The 15723-nt window shown below is 36.7% G+C and carries 9 protein-coding genes, 1 pseudogene and 1 other annotated feature; of the genes and pseudogenes, 1 reads left to right on the forward strand and 9 read right to left on the reverse strand.

What is annotated here, in order from left to right; translation table 11 throughout:
- Positions 1–55: 55 nt before the first annotated feature.
- Positions 56–712, reverse strand: coding sequence for a glycosyltransferase (locus ACTXGU_RS08150; RefSeq protein ID WP_443481014.1), 657 nt, complete (start codon positions 710–712; stop codon positions 56–58).
- Positions 713–1458: 746 nt separating this feature from the next.
- Complete coding sequence (locus ACTXGU_RS08155; protein ID WP_443481015.1) at positions 1459–2697, reverse strand: benzoate/H(+) symporter BenE family transporter; 1239 nt, start codon at positions 2695–2697, stop codon at positions 1459–1461.
- A 50-nt stretch (positions 2698–2747) separates the two neighbouring features.
- Positions 2748–3023: a binding site (T-box leader), on the reverse strand.
- 917 nt (positions 3024–3940) lie between these two features.
- Here ACTXGU_RS08155 and ACTXGU_RS08160 point away from each other — a divergent pair.
- Positions 3941–4771, forward strand: a complete 831-nt coding sequence (locus ACTXGU_RS08160; RefSeq protein WP_443481016.1) for a metallophosphoesterase family protein — start codon at positions 3941–3943, stop codon at positions 4769–4771.
- Positions 4772–4836: 65 nt separating this feature from the next.
- On the opposite strand, the gene ACTXGU_RS08165 is transcribed toward ACTXGU_RS08160, so the two are convergent.
- From ACTXGU_RS08165 to ACTXGU_RS08195, 7 genes and pseudogenes are all read right to left on the reverse strand, one after another.
- Complete coding sequence (locus ACTXGU_RS08165; RefSeq protein ID WP_443481017.1) at positions 4837–7449, reverse strand: YfhO family protein; 2613 nt, start codon at positions 7447–7449, stop codon at positions 4837–4839.
- Complete coding sequence (locus ACTXGU_RS08170; protein WP_443481018.1) at positions 7424–8389, reverse strand: glycosyltransferase family 2 protein; 966 nt, start codon at positions 8387–8389, stop codon at positions 7424–7426. Before ACTXGU_RS08170 ends, ACTXGU_RS08165 begins: the two co-directional genes overlap by 26 nt.
- Before the next feature lie 30 nt (positions 8390–8419).
- Positions 8420–9157, reverse strand: a pseudogene (locus ACTXGU_RS08175) (glycerophosphodiester phosphodiesterase).
- A gap of 501 nt (positions 9158–9658) precedes the next feature.
- The gene (locus tag ACTXGU_RS08180; RefSeq protein WP_443481019.1) at positions 9659–10984 is read right to left on the reverse strand and encodes a gluconate:H+ symporter; all 1326 of its coding nucleotides are present in this window, start codon (positions 10982–10984) and stop codon (positions 9659–9661) included.
- Between the two features lie 150 nt (positions 10985–11134).
- Positions 11135–12025 (reverse strand): cation diffusion facilitator family transporter, encoded by an 891-nt coding sequence (locus tag ACTXGU_RS08185; RefSeq protein ID WP_443481157.1) that lies wholly within the window; start codon positions 12023–12025, stop codon positions 11135–11137.
- Positions 12026–12882: 857 nt separating this feature from the next.
- Positions 12883–13995 carry an ABC transporter ATP-binding protein gene (locus tag ACTXGU_RS08190; protein ID WP_443481020.1) on the reverse strand — a complete coding sequence of 371 codons (1113 nt, stop codon included), beginning with the start codon at positions 13993–13995 and terminating at the stop codon, positions 12883–12885.
- A complete protein-coding gene (locus tag ACTXGU_RS08195; protein ID WP_443481021.1) occupies positions 13992–15716 on the reverse strand; it encodes an ABC transporter permease in 1725 nt (574 codons plus the stop codon). The genes ACTXGU_RS08190 and ACTXGU_RS08195 overlap by 4 nt, the downstream gene beginning before the upstream one ends.
- Positions 15717–15723: the final 7 nt, after the last annotated feature.

The raw sequence follows: 15723 nt of genomic DNA on the forward strand, positions 1-15723 counted from the left end.
AGTAAAAAGCTCTATTCATCTAAAAATAGAGCTTTTTAACTTTTTTATTCATTTTTTATTTAGTTGGAAATTTAGCTGGAAATTGTTTGATGATTCCATTAGCAAGTTCATCAGCCAACATAATAATATGATCTTCCCCTTTATCAAAAGCGATAATATCCGCATCCCAATCTTTTTGATTTCTTGCGACCACTTCATCTGTGACTAATTTTAAATGTTCATACATTAAATCCTTTATCACGGATAACTTCCAATTTGGATTAGCATCACTTAAAAATTTTGCAATATCATCAGCGTTTCGATGCCACTCTTTATTGTATTTTTTTATATCTGCTTCGTTATTTTGTTTTACCGCGTCTACTAATTTTCCTGCAAGCACAATATGTTCCTTTAATAGTTCTGTTAGTCTATCCCCTGCTTTATCCCCATAAAAAGGTTTAATAGCATTGCCAATATCCTCTTGATTTTTAAGCAGTCTTACCAATACCTTCTCTTGATCTTCCAACCCTGCTAAAGCACTGATAATATAATTTCTTGTCCATATCGTGTGGTCAATCCATAATCTTCTTAAATCTCCTTTTAAGGCTGCTGCTTGAGAAGAAACACAATGATTTGGTTCGTTCGAATTTCCTTGAGCTGCAATTCTCATTGGAGATGCAGTGATTACAAGTAAGCTAATAAATAGCAAAATCTTAAAAAATTGTTTACGCATCCTTATTCTCCTTTTATACAAATTTAATCGAATCGCTCCTTATTTTGATGTAAATCATCGTAATTTATTCAAAGGCTCTGTTAAATCTACCTGTTGATTGCCAGCGAAAGGCATTCGCTTTCCGAGGGCGGTCCGGGAGCATCCTCGGCACTGTGCGGAGGTCACTGAAAAAAAGTGGATGCTATGATATATAGATAGTGAAAATCCAAGCACTTAGAGGTTTTCGTTCGGTTTTCCGAGGCTTACCACACGCTTTCCGCGGGGCGAGCGCCGAGCCTCCTCGTCGCTTTGCTCCTGTGGGGTCTCGCCTGTCTCGCTAATCCCACAGGAGTCGTGCGGACGCCTCTCCTAACCAACATGATGGTCGTTTTCAAACTCTCTATATCATTTTTATCCTACTTAATATAAAGGTTTTACCTATAATTTATATAATAAATAAAACACTTCTTCAGTGGCCAGCTATCCGCCTGTGGGGTCTCCCTTTGACTCGTTTTTCCCGAAGCAGTCTCATGCCTTCCGCTTCAATCAATAAAGTATCAAAATCAACAATTAGCTTTAACACAGCCTATTCAAAAAAAACTCTCAAGTAAGATTTACTTGAGAACTTTTTTTGGAATAACTTAACCTGCACAAACTGAACTCGACATGCAAGCTTAATACCGTTGAATTCATTGAATGAAGTTGATTTTTTTCATTTAATAGTATTGCTGATAGCCTCTAGAGGCAAAAAATGTCCCGCCCTCTGTTTATCCTTTTATTTCTTCCTTTTGTTGTGTAAAACCAATAATCCGAAACCTTCCAAATAAAATCCAATCGACAAACAATCCTGCGATTAATCCCCAAAAGGCAGATCCTATTCCAAACATGGAAACTCCTGATGCTGTAACAAGAAAGGTAATTAAAGCAATTTCCTTTTTTTCACCTTGCATCGATACACTTAAACTGGAGCTTAGTGATCCAAAAAAAGCAATTCCGGCAATCCCTACAATTAGTTCTTGAGGAAAAGCATTAAATAGGGAAGCGATAGTGGCTCCAAACAAGCCAAAGATAAGATAAAACATTCCACAAGATATGCCAGCTATATAGCGTTTATCTGGATTAGCATGTGCTTCTTTTCCTGTACAGATCGCTGCTGTGATGGCTGCTAAGTTGATGCCATGAGAACCAAACGATGCAAAGAAAAGTGAGGATAAACCCGTTGCTGTAATGAGCGGACTTGCAGGCGTTTCATAACCGTCCGCCCTTAACACACTAATTCCAGGTGCATTTTGCGACGCCATTGTCACTATACATAATGGAATACCAATTCCAATTAAAGCATTTAAAGAAAAGGACGGTGCTGTAAAAATAGGACTCACCAACTGAAAATGAACGTGCTGAAAATGCAATTCATGTCCTAAATATGCAGTAAACAATCCTGCCATTAATGATACAATGACGGCATATCTAGGAATTAATCGTTTAGACAAGAGATAAAAAACGAGCATGGGAATAATGACAACAGGCAGTTTCCCTAAAGATGTAAATACACTAATACCAAAATGCAGTAATATCCCTGCCAACATAGCCGTTGTAATGGATGGCGGAATTTTTTTCATAATGGATGAGAAAAGACCCGTCATGCCTAAAATAGTCATTATAACAGCGGAAACGATAAACGCTCCAATTGCTTCAGAGTAGGAGTATGTACTCCAACTAGATACCAATAAAACAGCTCCCGGTGTAGAAAAAGCGGTAATAATCGGAGCTTTAAACCACAAGCTTAATAATATACATGTTAATCCACTTCCAAATGAAATAGCCCATATCCAAGAAGAAACTATATCTTCACTTAAGTGCGCTACTTTAGCTGCTTGAAAAACAATTAATAAAGGACCCGCATATGAAACTAAAGTTGCAATTAAACCGATTACGACTGCGGATGTAGAGTAATCTCTTTTAACATTTCTTAATGATGAAAATATAAAGCTATTTAATTTCCCCATCGAATCATCTCCTTTATATATAGAAAAAACCCCGCCCTTATCTAGTTATAGATAAGGACGAGGTTTGGATTCCCGTGGTACCACCTTTTTTTACTTTCGCACTCGCATGCAAAAGCCTCACTAAGTACAGAGTAAAGAACTCTTACTCTTATACTATGGTTTTGATAACAAGTACCAACTCTTGTCGCAGCCTACTAGTAAACCTAAATACGTTCAGTACGAAGCTTAGAGGCCATTGTTCAAAGGGAAATCTTTGCTTCTTTACAGCTACCGAAGCTCTCTGAAAAAGATAACACCCTTCTACTTTTCCTCTTCATTGCCTTTTCATTATTATTTAACCGAAATTATATCTAAAATTTGGTAAATTGTAAATAGTTATAACTCTAACTTCGCAGTTATAAATTCCTCTTCATGTATTGCTATAACTTGGTTTAGGGCAATTAAAAAAGGGTGATTGATTAGTCTTTTAGGGTGTTTTTTTGCAAACATTATTCCTTCCAAATAGGGGCTTGCTTTCCGTTTCAGGATGCTCGCTTTCCGTGGGGCGTGCGATGAGCCTCCTCGGCGCTTGCGCCTGCGGGGTCTCATCTAACCCGCTAATCCCACAGGAGTCTCGCACCTTCCACTCCAATCAAGCCGTTTGATGAATTAGTTGCTGTCGCTGAACTGGTGAAAACACCCACCTTTTAGAAATAGACTCAAGCGGCACATTTTGGTAGAACAACGTTGAATAATAACATGAAAAAAATCAACGCTACTATTGTTTAGCAATAATACCTTGTAATAAAATTCGAAAACAAGAACTTATTTTAAAACAACTTGCTTGTAACGGAGGGTGCGAAGACTCCTGCGGGAAATGTGGGAAGGCTGAGACCCCGCAAGGCAACGCCGAGGAGGCTCAGCTCCCACCCCGCGGAAAGCGAAGCAACCCGTAGTGGAAAGCAACCTCAACAATAAAAACAAGCCTTACTTTTTATTGTTCTAAACCAAGTCCTATCAAGATTTGCAAACGAATTTGAAGGTGCGAAGTTTGAGTTATAATATATAAACTTTACACATAATCTGAAATCCTAGTTCATAGAAAATTTTTTTCGATTAAGCGTATAAAGAACAATCACCCTACATATGGAAGACTTTACAAACTATTAATACGATTCCTAATAGCGATTAATAAACTTGCCTTAAAATGTATGTGTATGTAATCGTTCTGTATTCTAAAAAATGATGCAAAGGAGAATGTATAGTGAAGATTGTAGTAATGGGTGATTTGCATTATCCGGCAATCGATGAAAATATTTCAGGATTAATGGATGCACGAGCTAATTTTTATCGCGTATTTATTGAACGCTTTTTAGAGATTGACGCTGATTTACATGTTTCGCTTGGAGATTTAACGAATTTCGGTCTTTCCCTTGAGTTCGAAGGCATTTACAACCTTTTACGAAAAAAAGACAGAAACTTTTTCCATGTTTTAGGAAATCATGATGTGTACGGACAAACAAAAAAAGAAGTTCTTTCTATTACAGATCAGCCTCGTTATCATTCTATCACTACGGACTCTGCTGTTTTTGCTTTTTTAGATACGGCTAGAGAAATGGATTTTGAAGATTGGGGAGGCTGGATGGATGAGGAACAATTAGATTGGTTTCAGGAAGTTGTATGGACATCTGGAACTAAACCATTAATCGTTTTCGCCCACCACCCTGTATATAATACGACAAAAAATTCGGAGATTGACAAAGGCTCGATTCATCCAAGCATTGATATGTGGAATATATTAGAGCAAAAAGAAGGCATTGGGGTTTATGTAAATGGGCATACCCATGTTAACTCCATCGTGCAAAAGGAAAATTGGACGTTTGTGCAAACTTCAGCTTGTTTAGATGAACACGCATTTCGGATAATTGACATAAACAAAGACGAGATTCACATTTCTACTATTGATATTCTCGATAGCGAAGTAGTCGATAATGCTCCTACCATTTACAACCATATCAAATACTTTACTCATACCCCAGATGCCAGAGGCAATGATTCCGATCGCCAATGCCGTATTTCTTTTATCCCTGTTTAAAAAGAGCGGCACTGTGAATAATTGTAATTAAAAAAGGAGGTCATCCGCCTCCTTTTCCTTCTTCATTATTTCAACAAGCTTCTTCCTCTTCTCAAAAAAACGAAAACAATAAGCAGCGAACTAATCGTGATAAAAAGAGAACTTCTGAAGTATGGTGGATAATACACGAGCTTGATTTCATTTTTTCCTTTATTAAGCTCTATCCCAGTAAAAGCATAATTCGCTTGATGTACTTGCTGCTTTTTTCCATTTACATAGACATGCCAACCTTTTTCAAAAGGAACTGGTAATATCATATATTTTTGTTCAGTTATATTGTTATAGGAGATGTTTATATTATTTCCTGAAAAATTGACCGGTACATTCGGTTTCCTGTCTGTTTCTTTTTTGATTGATTCTAATAGGCGATAATCTTCTTCATATAACTCGAAGTTAGCCAATTTATACTTTCCTTTAGGAATACGGATGGAAATTTTGTTCGCTTTTTGTACTCGGATAGTGAGATCATTTACATTTGTTTTGTAAATGGAATGATTCGTTTTTCTTGTTGTCACATAGTCATTGACGGTTAATGTGAATTCATCCCTATCTTTGTCTTCCAAGCTTTTTAAGTAAAAAGAAATATAGTAATCTTTTGCAGTCGAGCTGCTGTTATTGATGATAAGATCTACTCCGCCTTTTTCATCCGTTACAGAAAGTACATCTCCTTGATAGGAAGCACCTGCAGCTTTTACTGTCACTTCGTTTATCTTATTGACACTCTCTGGAACATCCTTGTCCGTACCGTTCCCTTCCTTTAACATAATGCCTTCTAGCATGGCTCTTTCCTTTGCGACAGGGGACGCATGTACAAATTGATCCTCATAGAAGACTTTGTCAGTTGTCCGGACAAAAGGCAAACAATATTTATTTTTATAAGCAATATAGTTTCCACTCGTAAATATTTCTTCAAATCCGTATGGTATGCTTGTTTTTCCTTTTTTTTCTATATAATATTTACCTTCTAATATACTGTAAAGATTTGCTCGGTCTCCAAGTGATGCGTAACGGCTTACGCTCTCTCTTCCCATGTCTATCTCCAAATCGAATAAGTAAAAAAAAAGCAAGTGCTTGTTTAAAATACTGGAATATACACTAAAACCATTAAAATTTTGTACAATTGGTGTATTATTTCGTGTATCGAGCATCCAATCAATCCTGGCAAATGGATCACTTTCTTGTTCTTTTATCTTTTCAATTAACGCTCTTTGATCTTTACCATTGTATGCATCACTTAGCATAAGCGCTTTTGAAACTTCTTTTACATTCCCTTTGTTTGACAGCTTCTCTTCTTGGTATTGATTTGCGAGATAAATGCTAGAGATTAATATCCCTGCTGCCAGTCCAGCAAGCAGCTGTTTATTTTTTTTCCAGCTATAAAAACCAAACAGAATCACAATCGCAGCTGCCGCAAAAAGTTCAACTGATTTTTTTAGGAGTGCAAAAAAAGCACTAGTATCTAAATAAATCAAAAGAATATATAAGGAAACTGCTCCTATTATAGAAGCTCCCGCCTCTCGAATGTTGACTTTATCCATTTGCTGCAGTGCAGCAGCGACTGCTCCTCCCGCAACGAAAGATAATATATATTCCCAGCGATACTGTGGAGCTGAAAACCCATTAAAAGCACTTGCAACCATTGGGCTAAAATGCATAATAGATAATAAGATCGTTAAACAAGCAAATAACCGAAACAATCGTTCTTTATAAAAAGACAACACAAATAGACTTAGAACAACAAAAGCAGGCAAGATGATAATTTTTCCATTCCATAATAGATTGTCCGTAAACTCATAAAACGGGATCTTGTCTTCATACGGTGGACGAAAATTATGTAAATACCCGCTCACAACAGGAATAATCGCAACAGCACTTATGCTAAATGCAGCTAAGCCGCTTAAAATATACATTTTCACTTGTACGATTTTCCCTGCTTCATGATCGATTAATGGAATCAACCATCTAAAAACAATATAAAGGCCGATAAATAAAAAATTTATATAAGAAAAATAAAAATTATTAACTAAACTAATCGAAACGGCAAAGATGAACCATCCGACCTTTTTCTCTCTGATTATTTTTTCTACCCCAAACAATAACAGCGGCAGCCACAGCATCGCATCGACAAAAAATTCCCAAAACACAACATGGCGAAAATAAATTACACTAGTTCCATACAACGAAGCACCTATAAAAGCCGGAAGTACTCGAAAATGGATATATCGAAAAAATAATGAAGCAAACATAATAATCAACGTCATCCGGATGATACTGATAACAAGAATAATATCAGCCCAATAAAATAGATCAGGTTTATGGATGAGCTGCGCACTTTCCAAACAAAAGGTAATAAGAACGGTAAAAATAAACACCGTTGAAGTCGAAAAATAATAGCCTAATTGAGAATAAATTCCTCCACCTAAACCAAATGCAGTGGAATAAAAGAAATTTCCATTCGTATACTCCTCATAAAGCAACTGCTTAATAGGAAGTATTTGACCAATTCCATCACCTATCCCTGCCATATACCTTCCATGAAACCATTCTGATAAAAAAAATAAGTGACTAAAAAAAGCCACTACAAAACTAGCTGATAAAAGGTAGAAGAGCATACTAAAATCTTGATTTATAGACTTCATTTTCTTCACTCTTCTCTATATTTGTATGCTTAATTAAATAATGCGGACGTTTTTTTGTTTCATAATAGATGCGACCAATATATTCCCCGATAATCCCCATACAAACGAGTTGAATTCCTCCTAAAAAAAGAACGGCAGATATCGTCGTGAAATATCCTGGAACATCAATGCCATTTTGCAAAATTTGAAAAAAAGTAATGCCAATATAGATAAGTGATAACATTAAAATGATAGTTCCCATATAAAAACATAATCTTAATGGTTTATTATTAAAAGAAATAATTCCGTCAATTCCATAATTTAATAGTTTAGAAATAGACCACTTCGTTTCTCCCTTTTCTCTTGCAACGTTTTCATAACTAATAATTTTCTGGTCTAATCCAATCCATGAATACAACCCTTTTGAAAAACGATTGCCTTCACTTAAAGTTAATAATGCTTGAACGGCTTTCCTGCTCAATAATCGGAAATCTCCTTCTCCATCGGATAAACGAACATCCACCGCTTTGTTTACGATGCGATAATAAGCAGAAGAAATCGCTGAACGAAAACGAGAATCCCCTTTGCGATTCCGCTTGGCAATGACTTGATCATACCCTTCTTCAAACCCTTTAATAAAGTGGCCAACCATTGAAGCAGGATGCTGCAAATCAGCATCCATCATTATTACTGCTTCTCCCTTCGCGTGCTGCAGTCCAGCTAAAACAGCTGCTTCTTTTCCAAAATTCCTTGTAAAGGATAGATACTTTACAACCGGATAATCAAAAGCAAGCTGTTGAATCGTCTCCATTGTCCCATCGGTGCTTCCGTCATCTATAAATAGGATTTCAAATTGATAATGCTGCTGCTTCATTTCCTTAGTGATTGCGTTTAACACTCCTGCAATATTAGCTTCTTCATTATAGGAAGGAATAATAAAAGAAATCGTTAGTTGATTCATTATTTCACCCATTTTCCTTTTTGTCACTGATTAGACGTGTACTGATGTTTTTTTCTTTTCCATGATCAATTCTGGATGATTTGTTGTAATCAAAATATCTTTACTTATGCTTTTTATCCTTTCGGCTGATTTTAAATCATTAACGGTCCAAGTGCCGATTTGAACTCGATGATTTTTTAAGGATTCTACCAGTTCTTCTGTAATAAAACCGTGGTAAATAGACAAATGACTAGCACCAATATGGTCTATTTGCTCGGCTAGCATCATAGGACGACCATAAAATAGCAGACCTACTTCCACGCTCTTCTCGATTTCTTTCATTCTTTTAATAGATTGATGATCAAAAGATATAATGGTTACTTGATTCAGCATGCCATACTTGTTGATCAATTCTGCAACCTTTTCTTCCAATCCGCTATATAAGTTGCCCGTTTGCTTTAATTCAATCACAAGATGTTTTTTCCCCTTTGCTAAATGCAAGACTTCTTCTAATAAAGGGATTCTTTCCTCTTCAAATAGTGGACCTTACCATTTGCCTGCATCCAATACTTTCAACTGTTCGACTGTTCGTTCAATAACTGGACCTCTTCCATTAGTTGTACGATCCAATGAATGGTCATGAATCACAACAGGAACTCCATCTTTGGAAAGATGAACATCCAACTCCAATGCATAAATGTTTGGTTCTAATAAAGCAAGTTTAAACGCTGCAAGCGTATTTTCCGGTGCTCTCCCTGACCATCCACGATGTGCCACACATTTATTCATCTATCCATTCCCCATTTCATTTATTTTAATTACTCCCATATTCTGATACTTTTAAAGGTATAGCTTTCTATCCTTATTCTTTTTATGGTACAGATGAATTTTTAAGATAATGTTATCCTAAAGTAAATAAATATCTAGATTTAGCAAACTTTCTACTCTAAGAAAAGTTTGAATATGATAATTAGACGTGGAATTTGTAAAGTCTCTCAATCAAAAAAATCCAAGGTGAGATTTCTCCTTGGATTTTTTTGATTCTGTTTATTTTTTTATAAGACTGTTTTCTAAAAGTTTGTTGTTTTTGAATAAAACAATAAACATAGTTGAAGCACTGAGCAGCCTGAATACACGTAGACTCCTGCGGGAAAAGCGAGAAAGACGAGACCCCACAGGAGCATAGCGACGAGGAGGCTCGGCACTCGTCCGCGGAAAGCGAAGTGTATTCAGGCTACGGGTTAACTAACAACAATCTATAAGAAAAGAGCCTTTTATAAAATAGGAAGATCAATTAATAAAAAGACTTAACAATAGGATCATGCCAAGCGAAACTAATGAACTGATCAGTGTCATCATCGACCATGTTTTTATTGTTCGGCCAATAGATAAATTAAAGTATTCTTTAAAAATCCAAAAGCCTGGATCGTTGACGTGTGAAAAGGTCATACTGCCTGCGCCGATCGCCAATACCATCAACTCTGGACTAACATTAGAAGCAACGGTCAGTGGAAGCACAATGCCTGAAGCCGTGATTCCAGCTATCGTGGCAGCTCCTAAAGTAAGGCGCAATGCTGCTGCTATAAAGAAGCCAAGTAATAGAGGCGGAATGAAAACGTCTTTCATCAATGAAGCGATATAGTCACCCGTACCACTGTCGATGATTACTTGCTTCAGCGCACCGCCTCCACCATTTATTAATAAGATCATCGCAATCGATAGAACAGATGTCTCTAGACTTTTCATAATGGAACCAATGGAAAGCCCTCTTTTCAAACCTAATGTATAAATAGCAATAATCAAGGTAATTAATAACGCTACAGCAGGATCACCTACAAAATGAAAGAATACCAATACTTTCGAGTTTGTAATGGTCAACTCCAAAATAGAACGAATCCCCATAAGGACAACAGGCAGTAACGCCATCAGCAAACTGACTCCGAAGCCCGGCAATTGCTCATCTGGCAATATTTTTGCATGAAACAACTGCTTTGGCACTGTAACTTCCATTTCTTTTTGTTTAAGAAAAAAATTCGGATAGATGATTCCAGAAACGATAATGGATGGAATCACAACGATCATTCCAATTAATAAAATCATGCCAACTTGGGCATTAAAAATATCCGCTATCGCAGTTGGTCCTGGATGAGGAGGAAACAATCCGTGAACGGTTATTAATGCTGCTGAAACCGGCATTCCTATGTAAAGAACAGGCAATTTCGCTTGAAGAGCAATTGTAAAAACAAGCGGTATTAAAAGGATAAATCCTGTATCAAAAAACAGTGCAATACCGACAATAAACCCTGTTAAAAGACCTGCCCACTGAATGTTTTTACGTCCAAATCGATCAATTAATGTCGTTGCGATGCGTTGAGCTGCTCCAGAGTCTTCCATGAGCTTTCCAAGCATCGCTCCAAATCCTAATATTAAAGCAAGTGAACCTAACATGCCGCCGATGCCAGACTCAACAGATTTAATCGTTTCAACAGGATTCATGCCCATCAGCAAGCCGATAACAAGCGATACAATAATTAAAGAAACAAATGCATTACACTTCAAACGGATAATTAAGAGCAGCAATAAGATAATGCCTAATGCAATTATAATGAGTGGCATAATTCCCCTCCCTTCCTGTCACATTTTTGTCAAATGTTTATTATACCGATTTACCCTCAAAATTTCGAACGATTTGAATTGTGGTTCCTAGCCTCACCGATCTTAACTATCGTCAAAAAAAACAATCATCTTCGGGCGGTGCCAGTGCACCTAATCAAAGTAAGGATTCAAGTGAATCAGCACTTCTTCGATATTATCGTATTTTTTCATTAGCATTTGCTTAATTTCTCTAGAAAGATCATGTCCTTCTTTAATTGTTTTGTAATGGTCAATGGAGATTCTAAGATCGACTAATACGTAGTGACCGTGTTCTCTTGCTCTGATTCTGTCAATTCTTTTCACTTCAGGAAAAGATGAAATAATGGCACGATAATCAAGCAATATGTCTGAATCAACATTACGCTCCAGCAAAATATCAAATGCTTCTTGAAGCATTTCTTTCGCTATTTTAAAGATTAAGTAGGCAACGACCATACTGGCTACTTTATCTCCGTAAAGCAAAAATCCGATGTTCCATTTATCTCCTAAAATCGATAAAATAACCCCTATTGCTGCAGCGATTGATGCTACAATATCTGCTTTATGGTCATATGCAATGGCTTCAATCGCCTTGCTGTTTTGTTCTTTCGAAATTTTCAGCGAATATCTATAAAGAAATTCTTTAGCTCCATAAGAAATAACAGCTATCCACATGGCAAGAATATTTGGTGTTGCAATTGGATGAAAGAAACCGGTAACAGCTTCATAAACTACATATAATGAAACAATAAACAATACGATTCCAACAATTCCTGACACAATAATTTCTGCTTTGCCGTGTCCATACGGATGCTCTTTATCAGCCGGTTTATTTGCTAACTTTATAACTAAAAGGACAATAATGGACGCAAAAACATCTGCCGCTGAATGAATACCGTCAGCAAACACAGCATCACTATTTCCAAACCAACCGACTACTAATTTACCCACTGTTAACAAAATATTGCTTATCACACTTATCCAAGCTACTTTTTTTGCTATAGACTCTCTTGTCGACACAATAAACCTTCCCCCTCATAAGAAAAGCACAGACGCCTTGTTCAGCCCCGAAGAAAAATGTTCTCTTGGCTCAAAAAGTGTTTTTTACTTTTAGAGGGAAAGGGTTATTTTTCACAAGGGCCAGACGCTATCCGATTAAAAACGCGAGATTATATGGCAGCATCAGCACTAGTACATCCAGTACTGCATGTTAGATCTCCATCTAGCTTCAATAGTTTTATGCTTTCTTATCTTTTAAAAAAAATTCACTTAAGTATCTTATCAAAATAAAATCGGTTGGGTCTAGAGAAAAAAAGTTGTCACCTTGCATACTTAAAGCTAGAAGAAAACAGTTTAAGTTTGCACCGAAAAAGTTGCCATAAGGAAAAATTCGCACTTTTGAATGAACAAGACTCCAAATAAAAAGGGCAGTTTATTAGAATGCCTAATAAACCACCCCTAGCTAAAAACATATACAAATTTGCAACCCAACTCACCTTTTTTATCTTTTAGGCTCTTTTAAACTACAATGTTGATATTCGCGAAAATCCGCTCCCTTTCCGCGGATTCTCTGTCTAATCAATTTATCTAAAAAACAACACTAAAATATAAGAGAGCTATCTTTTAAAAAGGCTCCTTTTCTCAAAGTTTGTTGTTTTATACGTAAAAAAATGGGAGAAGAAGTACTCAGCAGACTGAATACACGTAGACTCCTGTGGGAATGCGAGAAAGACGAGACCCCACAGGAGCGTATGCGACGAGGAGGCTCGACGCTCGCCCACGGAAAGCGAAGTGTATTCGGGCTGCGGGTTTAAAAGCAATATCTATATGAAAACAGCCTTTAAAAAATTCACTTCAGAAAAAAGAAGTTCATTCCTACTTTAATTTGTATGAACGGATTTTCTTCTATTTATCATTTCACTTCCTAACTCATTTACCGGTAGATCATTCTGTATTGTGTGCTGTTTTATTTGAATGAAAACTTGGTCCCCCAATGTAAAACGATTAGCAATACTGCCATGCACATGTATAAGAATACCTTTTACCTCTACTGTATAATGCATCTCTCTACCTTGAAACAAAACATTACGAATAACCCCTTCTACTCCTGTTCCATTCTTCGATAAAAATAATTGTTCAGGCCGAATCGGACAAAGATTCTGTTTATATAAATTCTCTGACACATAAGGCACTGTCCATTGAAGACTCCTATCCCCAAATGGATGAAAAATGTTATCATTCCATTCCCCTTTCAAAATATTTGCCTTTCCTACAAACGACGCCACAAAAGTGGTTTTTGGCATCATATAGATTTCTTCTGGGGTGCCAACTTGTTCTACCTGCCCCTCTTTCATTACGACAATTCGATCCGCCATCGCTAACGCTTCTGACTGATCATGTGTTACATATACAATCGATGTGTTTGTTTTTTGATGAATCATTTGAATTTCATTTCGTAAATCCATTCTTAATTCGGCATCAAGGCTGCTTAAAGGTTCATCCATCAATAATAATGATGGCTTTGGGGCAAGAGCACGAGCAATCGCAACACGCTGCTTCTGCCCCCCTGATAAGTCATTTGGCATCCTATCTCCAAATTGCTTTAATCCTACAAGAGACAACATTTCATCAACACGCTCATTTGCCTTTTTCTTAAGGGATTTTTCTACAAAATGATGGTGTTTTAAAGGAAAGTGAATTTGTTCTTTTACTTTCAAATGAGGCCAAAGAGCAAATGATTGAAAGACCATTCCGATATTACGTTGTTCAGGTGGCACCCTTTTGCCCTTCTGAGCTACAAGCTTTCCATTCATTAAAATTTCCCCATCAGTGGGTGAGTCGAATCCTGCTAATAATCGTAATAAAGTGGATTTTCCACAGCCAGAAGGTCCTAAAATAGCAACAAACTCTCCATCATTTATCGTTAGGTCGATAGATGATAATGCATATGATTGGTCAAATTTTTTACTGACATTGTGAACTACAGTGCTCATACAGGCTTCACCTTCTTCTGACTTAACTTCTGAATTATAATTACTATAATGCTCAACAACAGCATCGTTCCAATTATACAAACGGAAAAAGCAGTGGAATATGTTGTATAACCTGCTTGCTCAAAATTAAAAATAATCAATCCAATCGTTTCTGAACCACTTGACCATAATAATGAGGAAACGGTTAACTCCGTCAATGTTGTCACCAATACTAGAAATGCACCGCTTACTACACCAGGCATCAGTAATGGCAGCATAATATTTCGCCATTTATTGATACCACTCGCACCGGATACATGTGCTGCTTCTTCCATGTCTAGAGATACTTGTGACATTGCAGTCATACTGCCACGGATTTGCAAAATCATAAATCGTGTCACGTAGGCAATGATCAGTATCCATATAGATCCATATATACCTGGGTTCCATCCTGGAATCGGCTGAGTCCATGCAAAGATCATTGAAAGAGCTAACACCATGCCGGGCAAAGCATAAGGAATTCCAATGATAATTTCCATCCATTTCGTTGTGAAATTATTCTTACGCACTCGATAATACGCCACTGCAGTTCCAATAATTAAACAGATGATCATAGTAAAAACAGACAGCTTTAAACTATTAAAAATAGCCTGCTGAGCTTTATCATATTTAAATAAAACATATCGATAATGATCCAATGTGATATTGTCCAGATTAAAAGGCAAACCATATGCTTTTATTAAAGAAGAGGCAAGCATCGATAAAATCGGTACTATACTAATAAAAATTAAAAATACCCAGATGATAATCTCCACAGTTAATCGATACTTTCCAAAAGAAAATCGGGGATTCATATCTAAAACAGTAGTTTCACCTTGTTTCGATCTCCTTAATAATATCCATTGCAGAAACGTTCCTAATAAAGCAACAATACCTAAAATGACTGATAATGTTGCTGCACGAGCAAATGAATTCGGACCAAAACCTACTATTTCCTGATAAATAGCTGTACTTAACACGTTAATATTTGCTGGAATTCCAAGAAAAGCAGGAATCCCAAAATTATCTAAATTTGTTAAAAATGCAAGCAACCCACCACTAACAATACCTGGAAAAGCAAGTGGTAAGGTCACCTTACGAAAAATGGTGCTGCTTGATCCACCTGATGATCGAACAGCATACTCTAAATCTCTAGGAATGCGGCGCAGCACATTTGCAGTAAATAAAAAAACAAGCGGATAATGGGAAATGGCAAGAACTAAAATGATCCCCTCATAACTATATAAGTTAATAGATTCCATACTCCACGGCAATAAGGACAGCAGTTTCATTAAAAAACCATTTTCCTTTGTAAATTGTGTCCATGATAATGTGACAATGTAAGATGGGATAACAAAGGGCAGGATAATTAAAAACTGCAAGCCTTTTTTAAAACGAATATCGCTGTATGCTACAATCCATGCCATTACTACACCGAGCAATAGTGCAATCAATGTAGCTCCACTTACAATAAAAAATGTGTTTCCTAACATACTCCAAGTCGCTTTTTCTGATAAAATATTCACATAATTTACAAATGAAATACTATTTTCACATAAAAAACTCATCCATAGCAAACGAATAATTGGAACCATAAAAAAAATAGCCAATAATACAAGGACAAACGCCTTTATGGCATGTAAGCCTATGCTTCGTTTCGTAACAAAAGATGTCGACTTAACATCTACAAAAGGCTCTGACATTTTGATT

This window comes from Niallia sp. 01092, assembly GCF_052318935.1.
In the GTDB taxonomy this organism is placed as follows: Bacteria; Bacillota; Bacilli; order Bacillales; family Cytobacillaceae; genus Niallia.